Origin of the sequence: Desulfopila sp. IMCC35008, assembly GCF_010646885.2 — a bacterium.
Taxonomy (GTDB): Bacteria; Desulfobacterota; Desulfobulbia; order Desulfobulbales; family Desulfocapsaceae; genus Desulfopila.
On record NZ_CP050700.1, the window covers coordinates 2,700,557 to 2,721,810 of the forward strand.

Below are 21,254 nucleotides of genomic sequence, written 5' to 3' on the forward strand. Positions count from 1 at the left end.
CACAAATGAAAAAAATGTTATATAAAACCGTAATGTACATCATCCCTTTCCTGCTGTGCTTCGCGCCGGGTAGCAATGCCGCTGAGGGGCAGCAGAGCATTTTCATTTCGGCTGATAAACTTCATTCCTTTATGACCGGGAAAGACCAGGCGAAACCACTTATTTTCGAAGTCAGTTGGGGCGGGCCGGATAAAATCTATAACAAGGGCCATATTCCCGGGGCAATGCACATCAACACAGATGAAATAGAGTACGACGACTTCAAACCGAGAGCGACCACTCCGCCAACTGATCTCGGCAGGAGCACAACCGCCGACCAGGACCTTGCCAAAGGCCTTAGCAGCAGCGCAGAGTTGCCCAAAAACTGGTGGAACCTTTATCCTGATGAGTACCTGCTCCCGGCATTCGCCTATATGGGTATCTCCACTGATACACAGGTCGTCCTCTACGACAATGACGGTCTCGCCGCCGCCCGTGTTGCCTGGGCATTGCTGTACGCAGGTGTACAAAAAGTATCACTTTTAAGCGGTGGTCTGAATGCCTGGGAGAAAGCGGGCTATGACGTGATAACGGACCCGACCTACAGAACGCCGGTGAAATCTTTCGGCACCGATACCCCTCTGCATCCAGAATACCTGGTTGATATCGCTTTTGTTCGCAAGGCGATAGCAGAGGGTAACACGGGCTTCATTCTTGGAGATACCAGGGGAGAAAAAGAATACTCTGGTGAATCAGCACCCTACCCCTACATTCCCACCAGGGGCAGAATCAAGGGCGCACTCTGGGCCAAAGCAGGCAAAACACCTTGGGATATGGCGGAATACATAAATAAAGACGGAACCTACAAAGCTCCCGAAGAAATCCAAAGGATGTGGGCGGCAAACGGCATTGTTGGCGATAAGCATGTCGCTTTCTACTGCGGTACTGCCTGGCGATCAAGCCTTGCTTTCCTCTACGGACGCGAACTCGGCTGGCCCAAGGTCTCAAATTTCGACAGTTCCTGGTATGAGTGGTCCATGGGACAAGAAAAGGATCGAAATCCAGTTGAATAGCTAGCTCCAATATTTCATGACAGATCCACAACTCTCTATATATGAAATAATATCTGATAGTTAAATAAAGAAGTATTCCACCTTTCTTACGGGTGGATTACTTCTTTATTTAGTCATAATAGAAAGAATCTTCCCATATTTCGTTTCTTGTTATGCACTGACCGTATAGTCGAATGGGTCTTATCATTTCCATTGCCCTAAATTTAGTATTAATAAGTATTTAGTTCATCTGGCAAACACAGTTCCCCCCTCTAGTAATGTTTATCTTTCCACAACACTCCAAAAAACTACCTAACCCCTACCCTCACAAATGATGATAGGCAGAATTTTCACAATTTCAGTTTCATCCTGCCAGCCCATGATATTAAAAATAAAAATATATAGTATTCGGGGTACTCTCTCGCTCAATTTCCTTGAGACGTTTGACATCTTGAAATCTCACATAACCCGTCATATTTCACCTGCTTGATCCAGCGTTTTTCTGGATAACACAGGGGACCTATTTGATATCGCTACCACAACAGGGTGTTATATTTTCACGATGACGTTGTTGCTTATTCAGCACTACCTCATTCTGTGGAAATTCGATTAAGATAAAGCCCAAATCAAAAATAACGGCCCAATTATCTACCCCACTCACAAAGGAGAAAAAAATGATTTCTGTACACTCACACAACCGCAATCGGCTGACGGCCAATATCAAGAAATTCGGCCAGCGCACCCTGAACACCCTTGGTAAAGGTCTGAAGGTGAGCACTGCTTATACCGTTGAGCAAAACGGGATTGTAAGGATATTCACCAAGTAGCAGACTCCTCCCCTATCGGCAAAGCCCGCTGTCTGTAATTGACGCAGAGCAAGGGCGGGCTTTATATTTTTTTTTGCCCCTGCCCGAGCTTGACAGTGGGTTAATACTGCTCCTTTGATATGTTTTCCTTTCCTGATTTTGGAACTATTGACACTGTCGGTATTATCGAATTCGGTCTCATGAAATACAAGATCACAGTGGCCAAACAATCCAATTGCCATTGCATCCCGTTGCAATACCGTATTGATCTCCTCGTCATAATTAGTGTCCGCTGAATAATCGAAACAGCTGTCCCCTGCGGTTGTTTTTTATCCTACCGTGCAATAGTAAAGGTGACCAGCCCCTTCGGCTTTCGATGGTAATCGAACTGAATTTCAGCGGACTATCTGGAACCAGTGGCACAACCTTGATATATTCAATTCTTGTTAAAGATGAAAACAGGTTCGGCCCGTCCTTATCGAAGACAGGAAGGTGAACATGAGGTATTCTTTCCATCAAAGGTTTGCCAGGGAAAATCTTTACCTACGGAAATTCTGGTTAAACCAGGATCAATAAAGGAGAGGTTGCAAATATACATCACATTTTAGATAATCAGATAGTGTCCTTTTTTGCCAGGCTACTCAAAGCTTGGTCACATAGTCAAAATGCGAGTTGAATGTCAAAGATACTAAAAAAGGAACATCTTCGCTAAAATCCGAGAGCCTACATCATGTACATATAATTATTGTTCTTTTGTATTGTTCGATACTCATTGGGATAAATGTAAAAACAAGTCAGTCTTATTCCCGTTATTTTATTCAATTCATACATGGGAGAAGAGAGATGAAAAGGAGTCTAACAAGAAGTGCAAGGACATCAGGGGTGGCGACAAGGATCGTAATTTTGGGGACAACACTCGCCTTACTCATAGGAGTCGAAGTTGCTCCTGCTGCAGACATTGCTATCAATGATTCGATTCAGGATTCTCTGAAAGGTGACTGGGGACAGGTTACTTTCAACCTGCGCTATCGTTTTGAGTATGTGGACCAGGATGGTCTTAAAACAACCCAAGGTGACCCCTTTCGCCTGCGCCTCGGATATCTGACACCGAGTTTTGCAGGTTTTCAAGCCTTTGCCGAGTTCGAAGGCAATACCCCGATATTTGAAGACGACTACAATGATACAACAAACGGCAAAACAGAATATGCGGTCATTGCCGATCCGTCCGAGAGTGAACTGAATCAGGGGTGGCTCTCCTTTGATACTATTCCAGGTACAGTAATCAAGGGTGGCCGCCAGAGAATACTGTTGGATAACGAGAGGTTTGTCGGCGCTGTCGGTTGGCGGCAGATGGAGCAGACCTTTGATGCGGTCAACCTGCTCAACACCCACCTTGGGGACTTCTCTGCCAATGTGACCTATATCTGGAATATCCGTACCATTACCAGCAAGGATGTGAATATTAAATCACCCCTGCTTAACTTGCAATATACCTTCCGGAATTTCGGCTCACTCACCGGGTATGGTTATTGGCTGGACTATGACGATCCGGACAACTCCGGCCCTTTTGAATATGCCTTTTCTACCCAGACCTTTGGTCTACGCTTTGACGGCAAAGCTGCGGTGGCGGAGGACAGCCTTAAGCTGCTCTATACGGCGGAATATGCCAGCCAGTCAAATTACCAGGATAACCCTAAAGACTATACTGCCGATTATTATCACATTATCGGTGGCCTCCTGGCACCAAATAGCGGTTCCATGCTGACAAACATCAGTGGAAAAATTGCTTACGAGGTCTTGGGCGCAGACAATGGTGTCTCTTTTAAGACACCCCTGGGCACCAACCATGGATTTAATGGCTGGGCTGACCTATTTCTGACAGTACCTCCTAACGGATTGCGTGACCTGTACGGGATCCTCAGCAGTACAATCGCCGGGGTCAAGGTCGATCTGATCTACCACGATTTCCAGGCCGATGAAGGTGGTAGCGACTATGGAACAGAATTTAATGTCATGCTGACTAAAATATTCGGCAAAAACTATACACTTCAGGCCGCTTATGCAGACTATAACGCCGATGAGTACAAGTCGGATACACAGAAATTCTGGCTCCAGTTCATTGTGGCGTTTTAAAGACTAAACTTATCCGGCGCCCCAGGCGATGTTCAAATAACTCCCTGAGCACGTATACATAGATTCCTTTTGGTTTCCCGTTTTCATTCCAGATGAAGGCCGGTATTCCGAATAGCCGAGATGGAAGACATCTCCGGCTTCTGCATAGGCAATGCCGATCAGGTATGTGCAGAAAAAGATGAGAGCTACCAGTTTTTTCATGTTACTATCCTCGGTTGGTATTTTATTAAAAAAAGAGTGATAAATCCAAGTAAAAACAAGTGTGATCGTTTTGTATTTCAGTGTTGCGGTTTGCTGGATGTCAAAACAGAGTATTGCAAGGAAGGAGGATAGCAGGATTCATTACCTAGATGATGCTGCAGGGTTGCCAAAACAACGAACCGGTGTTCATTATAGCGGCCCCTGTTGATATTGATCCGGTAGGTGGTGTTGTTTTTGTGGGCCTTGGTTATTGGGGTGCTTATCTGCGTCTTGCTCAAAAATATTCGCCAAGCGGCGTATCTCAGTTGGCCTCCACGCCCTTCAGGGCGTGGAGGATGTCAAATAAAACTACTACTTATCGCCTCTTAAAGGTAGTGCACCGTCTAATGACGGGCAGGTTGCAGAAACTGATGCAAAGGCGATCACATGCTTATATCTCAGCGTATTTACCGATATTTCAACGCATCTGGGTCTTTTTAAACGACCATTCTCTCCTTCAATGATATACTGTCAGCTAAAGTCCCCGTTTCGTCTTAGGATTTGCCTTTCATTGCGGAGTAAAATGGATGATGTAGCGCTATACTGTGCTTCCGGCCGTTAATACCTCAACTCCTGAATCAGTCACTAAAACAGTATGTTCAAATTGAGCAGATAGTTCCCCGTCCACTGTTCGTGCAGTCCAGCCGTCTGTGTCATCAACAGATGCATCCGCTTTCCCGACATTAATCATTGGCTCAATGGTAAAAATCATTCCGGGTTTCATTCGCATACCACTTTTTTTGGTCGATATATGAAGGACCTGTGGTTCTTCATGAAATTCCACTCCAACACCATGCCCGCAATATTGATGAACAACACTGAACCCATTAGCCTTTGCATGCTTACCAATTACAAAACCGATATTGCCAAATCGTTTTTTGGGCCGCACTTGCTGAATTCCAAGCTCAAGGCACTCCCGGGTTACCCGGATGAGCTTTTTCGCTTCATCCGAGACCTCCCCAACCGTGTACATACGACTGGTGTCACCGAAGTAGCCATCCACGATGGTGGTCACATCAATGTTGAGAATATCACCATCCTTTAAAACCAAGTCTTTCGAAGGTATTCCGTGACAGATTACATTATTAAGTGAAATACAGGATGATTTTGGAAAACCACGATACCCCAGTGGTGCCGGTATGCCTTCATTTTCCTGTATGTATTTATGGATCAAGTCATCAAGGTACTCAGTATCTATACCGGCTTGAACGTGATCGGAGATGAAATCTAGAGTCGCAGCCGCCAATCTTGAGCTTTTTTTGATACCTTCGATTTGCTTTTTTGATTTGATGAGAATAGTCATATATTAAATCCTTCCTGAGACCTTTATATAAATTCTATATTTTTGCATTTCCTGTTTTCAATAGAGCACAACATGCCCTACACCGCTCCTGCATAATTTTACAGATCTTAAGAAAAGGGGACTTTTAACGTTATCCACTAAATATTACAAATAATTAAGGAACTAACGGCAACGACTGAATATGAAAAACGGAGCACATTCTCACGGCAACAACAACTGCCTCCCCCCTGATCGTCCGAATGAATATTTCACCTGTTTGCCACAAATATATACTTAACGAGACAATTTAAGCGGGAGAACCCCCTCCTCTTTTGCACAATTATTCAATTTCACCACTGTTTTTTTGGTAATTTTATGGTACCCATGTGGGCACTCATTAAAAATGGTGAATATATGGCAATAACATACACATTGTCAGCCGACTCGTAATAACACTATGAGATAGATGCAGCATATGTCAAAATCAACTTTGACTTACCAGAAGATCAAGCCTCTCTCGGCGACAGAAAATATGTCGTGTGAAAAAGGATATTTCTTTTATAATTTTATATTTTTGTTTTTCTTTATCGGTGATGGATAAAAGGGAGTCCCGACCATTTTGGGTGGTAATCGAGGCTCCCTTCGGGGAGCCTTTTTTTATGTCTTGTGGAATAGACAGTTAGGAGCGGACCATGTTGGAGAAACTGGAAGAATTAAAGAATGAATTTCGAGAATCAGTGGCTGGATTGCAAGACAGGAATAGTCTTGCCGAGTTCAAGTCCACCTATCTCGGCAAGAAAGGCCGGCTCAACGACATTCTGAAAGGAATGCGAGATGCCGACACGGATGTGAGAAAACAGGTTGGAGGCACCGCCAACGAGCTTAAACAGGAAATGCAAAAGAGTCTGGATAAGCAGTTGCAAAAAATTGAGACCACAGAGATCGATGCCGCGCTCAATAAAAACTGGCAGGATATTACTCTCACCGATTCAGTCCGGGCCAAGGGACTCAAGGCTGCAGGTTTTCATCCTGTAACCCTTATCCAACGTGAAATTGAAGATATTTTCATTTCCATGGGATTCGACATTCTCGACGGCCCTCATATTGAGGATGATTTTCATAACTTCGAGGCCCTGAATATCCCCGACACCCACCCCGCCCGGGACATGCAGGACACCTTTTGGTTCGCCGACATGAAACATCTCCTGCGTACCCACACTTCCACAATACAGGTGAGGGGCATGGAAGCGAATGAGCCCCCTTTCAAGTTTGTCGGCCCCGGTAAGGTTTTCCGCTGTGAAGCTACCGACGCAAGCCACGAGATGGCCTTCCACCAGCTGGAAGGCATGATGGTTGGAAGAGATATCTCTGTTGCCAACCTCATCTATTTCATGAAGACACTGCTGGCAGAGATTTTTCGTCAGCAGGTCAATGTACGCTTACGCCCCGGTTTTTTTCCTTTTGTGGAACCAGGATTTGAGCTGGATATTGAGTGCCTTATCTGCGCTGGAAAGGGATGCAGGGTCTGTAAACATACAGGCTGGGTAGAACTACTCCCCTGCGGCATGACGCATCCCAACGTTTTGAAGGCGGGAGGCATCGATCCGACCCAATGGAATGGCTTTGCCTTTGGCCTGGGGTTAGACAGGCTGGTTATGATGCGTTACCACATTGATGACATTCGCCACCTTCACGGTGGGGATCTGCGTTTTATAGAACAGTTCAAGGCGTATTAGGGAGAGAGTTGGTATGAATATTAGTATAAACTGGATTAAGGATTATGTGGCTCTTCCCGAAGATATCACACCACGGGAGCTGGGCGTAAAATTCACCCTTGCCACCTGTGAAGTGGAGGATGTGGAAACCACGGGTGCCCATCTAAACGAGGTAAAGGTCGTCCAGGTCACCAGCATAGAACCCCATCCCGACGCAGACAAGTTGCGTCTTGTAACCTTTGAAACCGGTACAGGTGAAAAACGGGTAGTATGCGGTGCCCCCAACGTAGAAGTTGGTAAAAAAGTTCCCTTTGCAGCTGTTGGAGTAACTCTGCCCGGTGGTTTTACCCTCGTCCCGAAAAAAATTCGGGGGGTTGAGAGCGAAGGAATGCTCTGTTCCGAAGATGAACTGAACCTGAGCGGCAATCATGATGGGTTGATGATCTTAGCCGATGATGCAGCTGTTGGCATTTCACTGGCCGAACATCTGGCCGCCGAGAGTGATATCATTTTTGATATCGACAACAAGTCGATTACCCACCGCCCTGATCTTTGGGGGCATTACGGCATGGCCCGTGAGTTTGCAGCCATCTTTGACACACCGCTCAAGGATGTCTTTTCCGAAACCTGGAAAGAAAATCTGCGTGGCCAATATACTGATGAAAAACCGCCCGTGACGATTCATGTTGATCCCGAATCCTGCTGTCTTGGATTCAAGGGACTCAGCATGGATAATGTTACCGTAAAACCCAGTCCCCAATGGATGCAGGACCGGCTGAACGCTTGCGGCATGAGACCCATAAATAATATTGTGGACATCTCCAACTACGTCATGCTCGAGACAGGTATGCCCAATCATATTTATGACCGGGATACCATCAAGGGAGGTGAGATCCATGTCCGGCGCATGGGAGAAGATAGTGTTTTCGTCACCCTGGATGAACAGGATCGAAAAATGATCGCCAGTGACACCATGGTTTACGATGCGGAAAGAGTTTCCGGAATTGGTGGCATCATGGGTGGCCTTGATTCCTCAATCAGTGATACTACCACCAGGATTTTTCTGGAATCCGCGAACTGGAAAGATTCTGAAGTTCGAAAGACCAGTGTTCGTCTTGGTCTCAGGACCGACGCCTCTCAACGATATGAGAAGTGTCTGGACACCAATCAACTTGAACAGACCATCCTGCGCCTGGTTGAACTCATGAAAGAGAGTTGTCCTGAGGCAAAGGTTGTGGGAGGGATGCAGGAAGATGGCATCCAACCGACCCCGGAACTGAAAATCATTGTCTCTGTTGATAAAATCAGCCGGGTGCTTGGTACAGAGGTCTCCGAAGAAAGGGTTGTTGCCATTCTGGAAAGCCTGGACTTCATGGTTGAAAAAAATCAGGACTCCCTGAAGGTAACAGTACCAAGTTATCGGGCCACCAAGGATATCGAATTCGAAGATGATATCATAGAGGAGATTGGTCGCATTATCGGTTATGACAACATCACACCCGTCTCCCCGGTTAACCTGACTGAAACAACCCGTCTTTCAGAAGCAAAACTTATGCAGCGGCGTATCCAGGACTTCATGGTTTTTAACGGCCGTGCCCTTGAGGTCATGACCTACCCCATGGTCGGGAAAAAGCTCCTGGACCAGGTATCCTGGCCGGTCAAAAATGAGAAGTTGACCCTGGTTAATGCCTTGTCACCTGAACTCAGCCGAATGCGCCCCAGCATGGTCCCCTCTTTGCTGGAGAAGGCCGCCCAGAATCAGAAAAGTTTCCCATCTTTCAGGCTTTTTGAGGTTGGCCGCTCCTATGAGGAGCTGGAAGGAGAAAGTTACAGCAGGGATCGTTACCAACTCGGCGTGGTATTCTTTGATAAGGACAGATCTCCTTTCATGGATCTCATGAATGTAATGGAACCACTCATGAATTATCTCAATCTCAACACCAGGTTTGAGCCAATAAATGAGAAATTCCCAAACCCCCTGGTCCAGCCTGACTGGCCCGGACTGCACCCGAATGAGTACGTGGACATCAAGGTCATGGGGAAAACCTGCGGCTTTTTGAATACGCTCCACCCCGTTATTTCGCGGCAGTTAAAGATTAAGGGGAACCTGTCTCTGGCGATTTTTGATATCACCGATTTCATGGATCTTTTAATAAAAGACAAGACCAAATACCAGGCTCTACCTAAATTCCCTGGTTCCGATTTCGACTGTACCGTGGTCGCCGGTTCCCAGGTTCCTGTAAGCGAGATACTGCTTGTCATGAAAAGGCTGAAGGTTAAGCAATTTGAAAACGTTACCGTAGTGGATGTCTTCAAAATGAATGACGAAGAAAAAGCGGTTACCTTACGAACCAGATTCCTCGACAGGGAGAAAACTTTAACTCCGGAAGTTATAAAGGCAGCTGAAGAGAAAGTGGTTGCGACCCTGGCCGCAGGCGGTTTTCCCCTTAAAGTTTAATTTCTTGATGGTATAAATCATGTCCGGTTTGATGCGTCAGGCCGGACATGATGTTAGTGTATTTCCAAAGTAGACCTATTCCACGTTATAGCAGAGACCGTCAACAATCCCATGACATTTGCAAGCGGTACCAATCAGGGCTGGCGTGCCGGGTATCGCCCTGAACTTCTCAAGAAGGCGCCATAGATCTTCAGGGAAAAAGCCCCCTACTCCCGGTGCGAACTGACGACTTGTCAGGATCAATGGGATAAAATCCCCAATGACCAGTGTGGCAAGAAGACGATCCAATGAAAGTGGCCGCTGCTTTTTGGTGTAAGTACAAATGTCAGCAGGTTCCGGACAATTGTCAGGACAGATAAAGTCAGCATGCGAGGTTACCAAACGGCTGGAACTCAGACGAAGAGGATGTGGGAAGTGGTGCAGATGAGCATCCGGTATTGGAACTGGCAGCACATATCCTAACTCACTTTTGAACCTTCTTGTGAGCCAATCTGCTGCCAGGTGTATTGGCAGTGCCGGAACAATTGCATCAACCCTCGCTGCCGAGGTGAAATTCTCGGTAAACCAGGCAACTCCGTCAGCACAAACTACCTTTATTTCTTTTGGCAAATCGAGGATCTGCCGATTGTCTACCACCACGATCTCGCAAGCTGGATCAATTGTTCTCAATTGTTCAATAGCACGTCGGCCAAACTGCCCGCCACCAAGCACCCAGCATGTTTGAGATGATGAGCTACCTCCCGCTGACCAGAAAGTCATACAATGATTATCTCCTGATGGATATCTGCATCTTCCAAGTCTGATCGCCCTTCCATAAACCGTTTTTTTTAGCTCATCACATTGCACTGAAAACTATGGCTGCAGAATCTTCGTCCAATTCTGCAAAGCTTTCAGTTGTTCAATGACCAGTTCCTGAATTTTCTCATCAACCAAATTTCCTTCTTCATCAAAACTCGGGCTGAATGCATTGCTGAATACTTCAGGTTTGTTCAAAGGGTGTAAATCCAAAAACACACAGACCTGTCGCAGATGGTACTGAGCTCTGGCGGTTCCCATCCCTCCGCCGGAACCCACGATCGCTACTGGTTTGCCGGCAAGCAGGTGATTATCCTGGGCGCGGGATGCCCAGTCAAGGGCATTTTTAAGCGGAGGTGCTATCGAATAGTTATATTCCGGACATGCAAGAAGCAATGCATCAGCCTGCCCTATACCATCAAGTAATTTCTTTACAGGTTCGGGTATTTCCTGAAGGTCTGCATTATAAAAAGGTACATCAGCAAGATCGGCGACTTGAATTTCAAGTCCTGCCGGTGCATTGTCCCTGGCATATTGCAACAATCCACGATTGGTTGATTGTCTACGTAAACTTCCGCAAATCCCTAGTATATGTAACTGTTCCATCACATGCCCTCCCTAGAATTAAAGGCTTTTCCCCTACGTCATCGGTACTTCTATCACCAGCAATTGTGCATCGGTTTCAGCCAGCACCTTTATGGTATCACCCTTTTCAATCCCAAGTCCATCCCGTCTTTTGAGAAAAAAATCATTAACTGCCACATCACCTTCAATTAAAAATAAATAAACACCATTGCCTTTCATTTGCTTTTCATACCGAATCTCTTTTCCAGCTTGAATATCTGCCATCGCAAACCATGCATCCTGATTGATCCAGATTGTATTATCGGAGCGTATAGGAGAGACCAGGGTCTGGAACCTGTTTATCCGGTCAACACTTTCAAAACGTAACTGACCATAACGGGGCTCAATGTCTTTTTTCTTCGGAAACACCCAGATTTGCAGGAAATTTACATCCTCCTGATCAGAGTTGTTATATTCCGAATGGGTCAATCCGCTTCCTGCCGACATAATCTGAACCTCACCGGCAGCTATAATGTGCTTGTTCCCCATGCTGTCCTGGTGCCGTAAGGAACCAGATAATGGAATCGAAACAATCTCCATGTTTTCATGAGGGTGTGTGCCAAAACCCATTGTTGGTTTGACAATGTCATCATTGATAACCCTCAAAAGACCGAAGTTGGTTCTCTGGGGATCGTAATAGTTCGCAAAGCTGAAGGTATGCCGACTCACAAGCCAGCCATGGTCCGCCAAGCCACGAGATGTATTTTTGTGAAGTATCGGGTTCATATTTTGTCCCCCCTCAAAACTTGAGATCTTATTAAAACTCAGGCTCCTCAACTATTTATTTCGACATCGAATCATCTAATCCTGAAAATGACCTTATTGGAATTTCTTAAGAATTTTAATTAGATCAGCTTTTTCTTCGCCACCCAGAAAGTGAAATTCTTTTGCAACAACCTCGGCATGTCTGGGAAAAACCCGAACAATTAATTCCTCACCGGAATCTGTTAAGTGAACAATAATTTTTCTCCGATCAGTACCGGACCGATCGCGCCGAACTAAATCTTTTCTCTCAAGACTATCAACAACCGTCGTAAGATTGGCATTGCTCTTCAATATTTTCCGGACCAGCTCGCCCAGGGAAAGTGGACCCAGATGATAGAGTGCTTCAAGAACTGCAAACTGACTCACTGTTAAGTTGTCGTCCTTAAGGTGCCGATGAATTCGACTGGTAGCATGATTGGCGGCACCCATCAGTTTGACATAAACATTCAAGCCATGTCGTTGCTCTTTGGTAAGTTGATTGTATTTCATAACGGCCCCATTTATTTCGACATCGAATATTATGACTTGAAAGTATTTGCCTTTTAACAACAGTCAACCCTGAACATGGAGATATGCCGCTATGAATTGTTGAAAAGAGGTGCACCTCACTTATCGTCATGACGCTTGTTACAATTTGCGCCTAACATCTCCCTTCCACTAAGGTGCGATTACTGAGGGACATAAATCAACTTGTCGGTATCGAACCCAGCTCGTTCTGCTGATTTTATAAAGAGATCCAGAACACCCTTATCAACACTCGGTGTCCGTGACAGCAACCACAGGTATGACTCACTTGGTCCGGAGATGAAGGCATATTGGTATTTTTCATGATCCATACCGAAAATCACGTACGAACTATAGAACGGGCCGAAAAACGAAACTTTGAGATAGCCCTCGTCCGCCTCGCGAACAAGGTAGGCCTTGCCAATCGCTTCTTTCCACTCGTTTGTACTCATTGCAAAGCCCCTGTTAACTACCTTAACCTTGCCATTACCCCCCAGGGAATATTCAGCCGTTACCCGTTCCAGTCCCCGCTCAAAAGAATGATCCAGTCGGGCGATTTCATACCATTTTCCCAGATATCTCTCTAATTCGAAACCACTGACAGGTGTCACAGCAGCAGGATATCCATGGCAACCTGCGAGAATGAATGACACAAAAGAAAATAGTATGTTACGCATCGTGAGCCTCCTGCTGTCATCTATTGGTAACCGGAAAACGGCCCCTTGCATAGGGACTCCCGCCCAGAGTCTTAAACGATTAGAGTCTCAAGCTGAAAGTAATACCGCCAAAAAGAGCCGGGTCGCCGGACTCTTTTGCAATCTGATTGCCATCACTATCTTCTACCTGCAGCTCGCCTTCCAGCTCAACACCTCCTACCAGGCTTATTGTCGCTTTCGGATTAAAACTATATGTGCAGTTTACGAAAAGCGGAATGGCGGTATCCTCTCCTATACCCCCCGCAACCTTACCGTTCTCATCGAGTCTGAACCGCAATTTTTCATAACGTCCGCCAACCGCAAATTTCCATTGCTGGCTGGCCCGATAGTTCAGGCTTAATCCAGGGCCAAGTGTTGCTGCCAATCCACGTCCAGTTTCAAGACTTAGACGGTCCGTGATCTTCCAGTTAATAATCAGGATGGGAAACACCGAAGCACTTTCTTCAAGTTGGCTGATTACACCCAGCCCAGGCCCAATTGTCAATCTATCACCAAATCTGTACGCCACACCGGCAAGCACCCCTCCGGTCAGGGTATCACCGAATGATGCACCAGACTCTCCAGTTGATCTCAGGGAGGGCATAAAAAACGCTGACCATTCATCAGACAACCCATATCTCAGTGGCAGGCTCAGCGAGAGGGAATGCACGGTATCCCATGGATTCATCCCGGCAATACCGTTTCTTTCACTTTGAGAAAAGGAGTACCCGTCAGCGCTATAACCTAGCCCCAGTGATAGAGATGTTCTTGGATCCCACGTATAACCCATACCAGCCTGAATATTAAACCTGCTGACTTCATAACTGCCGCCTTCATCAAGATCACTATCGAACTGGTATACCGCTCCACCCCGGGTAAAGGTTGACCATCCCGTCGGCGGACCTTTACGTTCCGTATTAGCCGTTGGATTTCCAGCCATAATAGACATCGGCAACAGCATACTGAAAAACACAAATGCAGCAGTTAAAAAGGGATAACGCATATCGACCTCAGTAGATTTAATAAGTTTAACCAAAAAAAAACGATGGCCGTTACAATAGCCAACGTCTTGATATTCCTGGCATGGATGACATAGCAATATCGAAACATCAAATCATTCCCGTCATCTCCACTGCGCATCAAATTCATCTGTGTGAATCGATATCATGCATGTGAAAAGTCCACCGCTCAGAACTGAGATCCCGGCAATACATCCTCAATACCTGCTGAATTGAGGTAAATGCAAGATCGTCCCAAGGGACTTCATCGGGCCGGACAAGGCTGACTTCAAGACTCTCATCTCCTGCTTGGTAGGTACCGTCCAAGAGATTGGACCGGAACATAAAATAGACCTGATTGATGTGTGGAAGGTTCACAACTGCATAAGGAATCAGGTTTACTATGGTCGCTCCGGCCTCTTCTTCTGTCTCACGTATTGCGCATTCGGCTAAGGTTTCACCATTCTCAAGGTAACCTGCAGGAAGTGTCCATTTCCCTCTTGAAGGGTCAATAGCTCTCCTGCATAACAGAATTTTCCCCTCCCATACAGGAATTGCGCCCACAACCATTTTAGGGTTGTGGTAAAATACAGTATGGCATTTGAGGCAGACCATCCTGGGCCTGTTGTCTCCATCCGGAACCAGACTTGATACTCTATTCCCACAATTTGAGCAGTACTTCACATGAAGCTCCCCTGTATTCAAAATCTATTATGATTTTCTATTATTTACAAATAATAAACCCCTGCAGGAAAAATATCCAACAGGGGTTTATTAATTAGAACTGCAGTTTGCCTACCAGGTGTCGCCCAGGACCACATTTAAGTTGAGGCATTTTTGCTGGTCTGCATAGGTAAGATCTTCTTTTCTCCTCACTTTATCATCTCCATTTCCATAGCAGGCATATTGTGCGCCGTCTTTATCTTTTACCCATACTATATGATTATATTGCTCAGAAATTATTTGCCCTCTCATGATCGCCTCCATATCTCTTTTTGATAAATAGGCAGTATTTTATATGCCCTGATATTTTATTTGCTGGTCATAGTTATTTACAACAGTGCTTTCACATCTCATGCTTACCAGCTGTCACCAATAACTGCATTCAGGTTCATGCACTTATTCTGCTCTTCATCAGAAAGATCCTCTTTTCTCGATACGTCTTCATGATTCTCAGCGTAGCAGGCATACTGTGCACCTTTTTCATCCTTAACCCATACCATTTTATTGAATTCACTAGAAATTATTTGTCCTCTCATGACGACCTCCAGTTATTTATCATGTATCATGACAGCGTCTTCATCTGTCTTTTCGTTGTTCAGCTTTAGTTCTACAACAAGAAATAATTTGTGATTCATTTCCCTCGTAAAGAACTTTACTCCTTTAGCTGTGCCTATAATGTAAGCGTCGTAGACTCATAATCAATAAGAGCACAATAAGGCTTAAACGGTAGTTGGAACTACCATTACACCCTATTAACCAAGATACACCGGCTTGCTCGTGAGAAAGCAAACTCCAAATCATCCTCTGGACGACTATAAATACACCAAAGATATGAAATAAATATGATATCCTTTTGGGAGCAAGGAAAGTTACTCATTGTGTCCGGAAAAGTAGTGCTAAGGCCATCACCAAGAGATTAAACAACAAACACAAGATGAATCGGTATGGAGAAAAGAATAAAACACAGATCGCTCTTCATCTCTCATGGAGGCGGGCCACTCCCCTTGATGGGAGACGAGAGTCATCAGGAAATGATAGATCTCCTGCTCCAAATACGAATAGACCTGCCAAAACCATCGGTCATTCTTTTAATCAGTGCTCATTGGGAACAGCAACAGCCGACAATTACCGGTAATGCAAACCCAGAATTACTGTATGATTATTCAGGTTTCCCTGAAGAAACCTACCGTATTAAATATCCTGCACCAGGTCATCCCCACCTCGCCAAGGAAGTATATTCCCTTCTGAAAAACAAAGGATTTGAACCAGCTATCGACAATTCGAGGGGGTTTGATCATGGAATGTTTATCCCCTTAAAGATTATGTACCCGGAGGCAGACATTCCCTGTGTACAACTTTCTCTTGTGAACAACCTGGATCCATCTTTACACATCGAGATAGGAGAAGTTCTGGCCGATATCCAGCAAGAAGGGTTGCTTGTAATCGGTTCAGGATTTTCATTCCACAATATGCGTGCTTTCTTTTCATCCACTTCTCTTCAGGAAGAGAACATGAACAACGCTTTTGAAGAATGGCTCATAGAAACATGCACCAGCAGAGAGATTATGGAGTCTGCCCGAAGGGAAGCCCTTATAAATTGGGAAAAAGCACCTCATGCCAGGTACTGCCATCCCCGTGAAGAACACCTGCTGCCACTCCATGTCTGCTATGGGATAAACAACTGCGCCAGCAGCATGTTCTACCCAGTTAAAATTTTAAGAAAAAGAGCCAGCTTTTATCTTTGGTGAAATGGGTGGTGTCTCGTATCCCCATACAATTTTAAGTCCAACATGAAGTTCTCACATAAAAGCTGACTGCGCAAAAGCCTCCAGACAATAGACCTTGTGGTTTACTTGATAGGAATTACAATTGATTGTATGTAACAGCACAGATTCTTTACACCCGACGAATCATTAAGGTTATACGAGGAGATACATTCATGAAACGATTTAAGAATATTCTTTACGTTATTGATGGAGAGATCAGTGAGGAAGATCACGTTTCAAAAAAGGTTGAATCACTTGCCAGACTTAATAATGCAACTGTAAAGATTGTTCGTATACTTGATGGAAGCTATTTCAACTCTTTTGCCCGCAAATTTTTTGACCCAAAAGACAGCTACGAGCAAATCATACGAGAGCAGCTCGAGTCTGAAACCTCCGCATTTACAGAACACAACAGATGGCAGGGAATTCCGGTAACATCTGAAGTGTTACAGGGGAAAGGATTTATTTCAATAATCCAACATGTCATGCGACATGATAATGACCTTGTCGTCAAACAAAACCTCAGGATGGCGGGCACGGGAACTGACAATTTAGCTATGCGATTGCTGAGGAAATGCCCATGCCCCATATGGCTCATTCAACCTCATTCCTCTGCAGAGTATCAGCGCGTATTGGCAGCGGTAGATGTGACAACAGATCAGGAGGAGTCCGACCATCTCAATCGAAAAATCATCGAACTTTGCCACTCTATGGCACAAAGAGAAAAAGGCGAAGCTCACTACTTACATGCCTGGTACCTGAGAGCGGAGTCTATGCTGACAAGTCCCCGACTGAAAGTATCTGTAGACGAAATACAAAAAATTAAAGACGGAATTCAAAAGGATAGTGAAGAAGAATTTTCGAAACTATTTGAAGATGCCCAAATCACCCCTCTCCCTGAGCATGTGCATGTTCAGGAAGGTGATACAGCAGAAGTAATAAAACGGGCAATTGAGAGATTAGAGATAGACGTCTTGATACTTGGTACTATTGGACGAACCGGGATTCCCGGTCTGTTAATAGGAAACACCGCCGAGTCAATTATCAGTGATATTTCCTGTTCTTTATTGGCCGTAAAACCTGATGGATTTGTCTCCCCGGTCACCCTGTAAGGACAGGGGGGAACATAAATCTCCTTCATTCATCATTTGATAATCATATGCAACAGGTACAAAAAGAAAATGATCCTTTTCTGTATTTTTTAAAAAGAATCATCCATTACAGCCTCAAGATGCTTGCAGCATTGATGATTCTGGTCATTATTTTCGGGGTTATTGACGTTGGCTGGACACTTTACGAGAGATTAAAGGTGCCTCCCTATTTCATATTGACAATGGGAGATGTCCTAGCAACGTTTGGAGCTTTTATGGTGGTGCTCATCGCCATTGAAATTTTTCAGAATATTATTTTGTACCTTCGAGATGATGTAATTCATGTAAAAATCGTTCTGGCTACTGCTCTTATGGCAGTCGCCAGAAAGGTTATCATCCTTGATTACAGTGATATGCACTCCTTATATGTGTTTGCAACAGGCGTAGTCTTGCTGGCAACTGGCCTGGTCTATTACTTGGTTCACAAAATACCGGAAAAGGAACAGAATACCCATTAGTAAGCCTTGAGTAATAAAAAATGCATGTAACGTAGAGAGGTGTACAGAATTTTCCATATACAAGTACTTATCAGAATTTTAACTGGCCGCCATGGAGAGATAGTCAACCCGTGCTTTTGAAATAGGACAGTCCGTCAGTTTCCGGACACCTCCGACATATACTCAACATATTTATCACAAAGCTCATCCCCAATTTTGCCATTCAGCTCTGTTAACCACTCATTCTTCAACAGTTGGTCATTTGCTTTCTACGGTAACGGTATCATAGATAGTTTTTGGCAGCCCACCTGCTGATAGTTTTTGCTATTGCAAGAGATCAATTTTTCTTCTGTGCATAAAATCGAGACAAATCTCATTCTTAAACCAACGTTCAGGTGCCTAGAAATTGGATGCCTGGATATCATTACCTCTTTACAATGTTAGGAGTGTTATGCGTACCTGGCTGAAAACATAAGTGTATTTGTGTTATACCAAAATGAAATAGCCAATCGGCATCCCTATTGCAACTTAGAAAGGTGAGTTAAAAGCTGTGTAGTAGATTTCCTACTGAGAAAGCTACTGCATGAGAATATTTCACAACAAGGAGCAGATTATGAAAAGAAATATAGTGTTTATTGCAATTGCAGCATTAACCCTTACTTTCACCTCAATTCAGCCGGGGATGGCAAAAGGAGGTGGAGACAAAGGTGGTAAAGGTACTACTTCACAAGGTTCAGGGCATCACGATAACATCGATTCAGGGCGAGATTTCGGGCAGCATGTGAAGGATATGAATGATCATTTCTCCGGAGACCATAACCCAGGAAGTAAACATAAAGGATACTCTGGTCTAAAGGATTGATCTTTAGGTTTATAATTGCGAATTAGCCCCTATCCATTTTTGATCTGGATAGGGGCTGTTTTTGTCTTAAATAGAGAATGAAACTATAAATCCATACTTAGCATTACCGATTCATAGTACCAAAAAGCCGGTGCTGCATAGAGCAACACCGGCTAATGGGTCACTTGAGAGGGAGGTTGCTTCGAATATAGACCAGGAGACGTTATTCGGTCCGGAGTCCCTTGGAGATCTCGAACATTTGTTTACGAAGATCATCCATCTCCTGCTGCATGTTTGCCAGGCTTTCCTGAGTGGTAGTTGGGTTACGATACGCTTCCATATAATCAAAGCGGAGATCGTGCATTTTTTTCCTGAGCTCTGAGGTTTGCTCAAGGTATTTCTGGTTTGCTTCAGCATTTGCTCCAGTTTGACCAGACCATGCAGCACCAGGGCAATCAAAGGTTCTACCGCCCATCATGCCACCACCCATCATACCATAACCACTATTTCCATATCCCATCATGTGGCCATTCCCGTTGTTGCCATGTGCATATGCAATACCAGAAGCAAGACCAACTGCGAGAAGAGAGCCTATAACTATTTTTTTCATTGTGTACTCCTTGTTGTGATTCGTATATGGCGGAAAACCAGCTCCGAATGGATTTCATTAATGATTAACCACCTGCTTTCGATCTTGCTTATTACATTGCAGTTGCTATGCCATCTCCGTCAGGAAATTCTCGATTTGTCACAACGTTTTGTTATTAATATAAATATATTGTCAGCATAACCATTCTCAATAGCGATACATTGGGGATGGTGTCTAAATTTTAGACAATCATATTTAAATTATATATGGGGGAACGCGTACTTTTTATACATGTTGGCTTTGGTGGCCAAAAAGGTAGGGTAAACGGCAAACAATGAAAGAGATTATTGATTTCAAGCCAACAGGATGTTGTCAAAGCTCCTGACCTGCTATCTCAACATTGATTTTTGCCTGAATTTCGAGACCTCCTGACGTTTGCAGGAAGACAGTTCTGGAAAATTTCCCCTCTGGTTCCTTGTGGAAATTGGGATCAAAGAACACCGTGAGTAAAGATGATTTTCCAGGGCCAATGACAGTATTGGCGATTTTTGCTGAGGTACAGCCACAAGATGTTGTGATTTCAGTGATTTGAACCTTTCTATTTCCGTTGTTAGCGACCTTGAATGTAGTTGTTACAATTCCATTTGCTCCGGTAATAATTCCAAAATCATAGTCTTTGGGATTGACCGTGAGGGTGGAAATTCTTTGAGATTCTGAGCTGAAGTGTTGGTGCTGCTCAGGTTCCCCTTTTTGGATAGGTTGTCGATCTTCCTCGTAGTGAGTAAATCCTCCAGCAAGGATGCGAGTATTTGTTAAGCCAAGCACCTCAAGAAGAAGTTTGCCCTTCTGGGCCGATTTCTCAGAGCTGCCGTAAATAACAATAGTTTTACTATTATCAACGCCCATTTTCTGAAGATTTTGTAAAGACAATTCTACAAGTGGCAAAGAGCCTGCTCTTGGTACATGTCCGATAGAAAAATCTTCTTTGCTTCGTATATCCAGAATATGATAACTCTCGATATTGCTAGCCAGTTCGGCAGGACTGATAAGCGATTTGTCTTTGGTTCCATGTCCAAAAGCCGGGCGAAGGGTCAAAATTATCAAGACAGTTGTAAACAGTACACCGATTAAACGAATTGTATCATTTCTAGTCAACTTGATTCACCTTTATACGTATGGTCTGAATACCATTGTTTTTACTGTCTGAGATGATAGTTATTTCCCGTGTAGCTGTACCTTTAAAATTAGGGTGGACTCCTGGATCATAGTAAACTCTCAGAGAAGCTTTCTCTCCGGGCTCAATTGTTGTTCGCCAATCAGCCGGAGATTTGCCATGTGAGGCCATACCAAAGATCGGCCCTATTTTTCCTTTATTTATGATCTGTGCGGAAGTACAACCGCAAGAGGTATTCATAAAAGTAATTGTCAAAACACCTTCACCTATATTGACCAATGGAACTTCAGTGGAGATTACACCACCTCGAAGTGATACCTCACCAAAGTCATGGTAATTAATGGGAGTGGCCAGTATTCCACCACCACTAATCGTTTGCTGGGGAGTGGTTTTTACCTCTTGTGTTAACAATAACATAGCTACCGCAATCACTATGATGCTCATTACTATAATGATAACAGACCAGTTCTTAACCTTTTTGGTGTCTTTTTTAATTTGAGGCTTATAGGTCATACATTCACCTTGAG

At 44.4% G+C, this 21,254-nt stretch carries 24 protein-coding genes; 10 read left to right on the forward strand and 14 right to left on the reverse strand.

Annotated features, from left to right (window positions below):
• Positions 1 to 5: 5 nt before the first annotated feature.
• From GA520_RS11870 to GA520_RS11880, 3 genes are all read left to right on the forward strand, one after another.
• Complete coding sequence (locus GA520_RS11870; RefSeq protein ID WP_163339881.1) at positions 6 to 1,052, forward strand: sulfurtransferase; 1,047 nt, start codon at positions 6 to 8, stop codon at positions 1,050 to 1,052.
• Positions 1,053 to 1,705: 653 nt separating this feature from the next.
• A complete protein-coding gene (locus GA520_RS11875) occupies positions 1,706 to 1,858 on the forward strand; it encodes a hypothetical protein (RefSeq protein ID WP_163339880.1) in 153 nt (50 codons plus the stop codon).
• A gap of 822 nt (positions 1,859 to 2,680) precedes the next feature.
• A complete protein-coding gene (locus tag GA520_RS11880) occupies positions 2,681 to 3,970 on the forward strand; it encodes an alginate export family protein (RefSeq protein WP_163339879.1) in 1,290 nt (429 codons plus the stop codon).
• A gap of 9 nt (positions 3,971 to 3,979) precedes the next feature.
• Here the strand turns inward: GA520_RS11880 and GA520_RS11885 are convergent, their stop codons facing one another.
• Positions 3,980 to 4,171 carry a hypothetical protein gene (locus tag GA520_RS11885; RefSeq protein WP_163339878.1) on the reverse strand — a complete coding sequence of 64 codons (192 nt, stop codon included), beginning with the start codon at positions 4,169 to 4,171 and terminating at the stop codon, positions 3,980 to 3,982.
• Positions 4,172 to 4,320: 149 nt separating this feature from the next.
• Between GA520_RS11885 and GA520_RS11890 the strand changes: the two genes are divergently transcribed.
• Entirely contained in the window at positions 4,321 to 4,674 is a 354-nt protein-coding gene (locus GA520_RS11890) for a hypothetical protein (RefSeq protein WP_163339777.1), read from the forward strand.
• A gap of 74 nt (positions 4,675 to 4,748) precedes the next feature.
• On the opposite strand, the gene map is transcribed toward GA520_RS11890, so the two are convergent.
• Positions 4,749 to 5,513, reverse strand: coding sequence for a type I methionyl aminopeptidase (gene map, locus GA520_RS11895; protein WP_163339877.1), 765 nt, complete (start codon positions 5,511 to 5,513; stop codon positions 4,749 to 4,751).
• A 671-nt stretch (positions 5,514 to 6,184) separates the two neighbouring features.
• Between map and pheS the strand changes: the two genes are divergently transcribed.
• Positions 6,185 to 7,228 carry a phenylalanine--tRNA ligase subunit alpha gene (gene pheS, locus GA520_RS11900; protein ID WP_163339876.1) on the forward strand — a complete coding sequence of 348 codons (1,044 nt, stop codon included), beginning with the start codon at positions 6,185 to 6,187 and terminating at the stop codon, positions 7,226 to 7,228.
• A 13-nt stretch (positions 7,229 to 7,241) separates the two neighbouring features.
• On the forward strand, positions 7,242 to 9,665 hold the full coding sequence (gene pheT, locus GA520_RS11905; RefSeq protein WP_163339875.1) for a phenylalanine--tRNA ligase subunit beta: 2,424 nt from the start codon (positions 7,242 to 7,244) through the stop codon (positions 9,663 to 9,665).
• 75 nt (positions 9,666 to 9,740) lie between these two features.
• Here the strand turns inward: pheT and GA520_RS11910 are convergent, their stop codons facing one another.
• From GA520_RS11910 to GA520_RS11950, 9 genes are all read right to left on the reverse strand, one after another.
• The gene (locus tag GA520_RS11910; protein ID WP_163339874.1) at positions 9,741 to 10,424 is read right to left on the reverse strand and encodes a potassium transporter; all 684 of its coding nucleotides are present in this window, start codon (positions 10,422 to 10,424) and stop codon (positions 9,741 to 9,743) included.
• A gap of 93 nt (positions 10,425 to 10,517) precedes the next feature.
• Positions 10,518 to 11,066: an NADPH-dependent FMN reductase gene (locus tag GA520_RS11915; protein ID WP_163339873.1), complete on the reverse strand. Its 549-nt coding sequence runs from the start codon at positions 11,064 to 11,066 to the stop codon at positions 10,518 to 10,520.
• 33 nt (positions 11,067 to 11,099) lie between these two features.
• Complete coding sequence (locus tag GA520_RS11920; RefSeq protein ID WP_163339872.1) at positions 11,100 to 11,810, reverse strand: pirin family protein; 711 nt, start codon at positions 11,808 to 11,810, stop codon at positions 11,100 to 11,102.
• A 93-nt stretch (positions 11,811 to 11,903) separates the two neighbouring features.
• Entirely contained in the window at positions 11,904 to 12,338 is a 435-nt protein-coding gene (locus GA520_RS11925; protein WP_163339871.1) for a MarR family winged helix-turn-helix transcriptional regulator, read from the reverse strand.
• Between the two features lie 179 nt (positions 12,339 to 12,517).
• Complete coding sequence (locus GA520_RS11930) at positions 12,518 to 13,030, reverse strand: lipocalin family protein (protein ID WP_163339870.1); 513 nt, start codon at positions 13,028 to 13,030, stop codon at positions 12,518 to 12,520.
• A 79-nt stretch (positions 13,031 to 13,109) separates the two neighbouring features.
• A complete protein-coding gene (locus GA520_RS11935) occupies positions 13,110 to 14,051 on the reverse strand; it encodes a DUF6268 family outer membrane beta-barrel protein (RefSeq protein ID WP_163339869.1) in 942 nt (313 codons plus the stop codon).
• Between the two features lie 142 nt (positions 14,052 to 14,193).
• The gene (locus GA520_RS11940) at positions 14,194 to 14,730 is read right to left on the reverse strand and encodes an NUDIX hydrolase (protein ID WP_163339868.1); all 537 of its coding nucleotides are present in this window, start codon (positions 14,728 to 14,730) and stop codon (positions 14,194 to 14,196) included.
• 111 nt (positions 14,731 to 14,841) lie between these two features.
• Positions 14,842 to 15,021: a hypothetical protein gene (locus GA520_RS11945; RefSeq protein WP_163339867.1), complete on the reverse strand. Its 180-nt coding sequence runs from the start codon at positions 15,019 to 15,021 to the stop codon at positions 14,842 to 14,844.
• A gap of 104 nt (positions 15,022 to 15,125) precedes the next feature.
• Entirely contained in the window at positions 15,126 to 15,305 is a 180-nt protein-coding gene (locus GA520_RS11950; protein ID WP_163339866.1) for a hypothetical protein, read from the reverse strand.
• Between the two features lie 408 nt (positions 15,306 to 15,713).
• Between GA520_RS11950 and GA520_RS11955 the strand changes: the two genes are divergently transcribed.
• The 4 genes from GA520_RS11955 to GA520_RS11970 all read left to right on the forward strand — a co-directional run bounded on the left by GA520_RS11955 (position 15,714) and on the right by GA520_RS11970 (position 18,985).
• Positions 15,714 to 16,517, forward strand: a complete 804-nt coding sequence (locus GA520_RS11955; protein WP_163339865.1) for a class III extradiol ring-cleavage dioxygenase — start codon at positions 15,714 to 15,716, stop codon at positions 16,515 to 16,517.
• Between the two features lie 191 nt (positions 16,518 to 16,708).
• Positions 16,709 to 17,647, forward strand: a complete 939-nt coding sequence (locus GA520_RS11960) for a universal stress protein (protein WP_163339864.1) — start codon at positions 16,709 to 16,711, stop codon at positions 17,645 to 17,647.
• Positions 17,648 to 17,694: 47 nt separating this feature from the next.
• Entirely contained in the window at positions 17,695 to 18,144 is a 450-nt protein-coding gene (locus GA520_RS11965; RefSeq protein ID WP_163339863.1) for a phosphate-starvation-inducible PsiE family protein, read from the forward strand.
• Between the two features lie 592 nt (positions 18,145 to 18,736).
• Complete coding sequence (locus GA520_RS11970; protein ID WP_163339862.1) at positions 18,737 to 18,985, forward strand: hypothetical protein; 249 nt, start codon at positions 18,737 to 18,739, stop codon at positions 18,983 to 18,985.
• Between the two features lie 202 nt (positions 18,986 to 19,187).
• Here GA520_RS11970 and GA520_RS11975 read toward each other — a convergent pair whose 3' ends face one another.
• The 3 genes from GA520_RS11975 to GA520_RS11985 form a co-directional block, all read right to left on the reverse strand.
• Complete coding sequence (locus GA520_RS11975; RefSeq protein ID WP_163339861.1) at positions 19,188 to 19,574, reverse strand: hypothetical protein; 387 nt, start codon at positions 19,572 to 19,574, stop codon at positions 19,188 to 19,190.
• Positions 19,575 to 19,925: 351 nt separating this feature from the next.
• Positions 19,926 to 20,708 (reverse strand): DUF1573 domain-containing protein, encoded by a 783-nt coding sequence (locus GA520_RS11980; protein ID WP_163339860.1) that lies wholly within the window; start codon positions 20,706 to 20,708, stop codon positions 19,926 to 19,928.
• Complete coding sequence (locus tag GA520_RS11985; RefSeq protein WP_163339859.1) at positions 20,701 to 21,240, reverse strand: DUF1573 domain-containing protein; 540 nt, start codon at positions 21,238 to 21,240, stop codon at positions 20,701 to 20,703. The genes GA520_RS11980 and GA520_RS11985 overlap by 8 nt, the downstream gene beginning before the upstream one ends.
• Positions 21,241 to 21,254 lie beyond the last annotated feature (14 nt).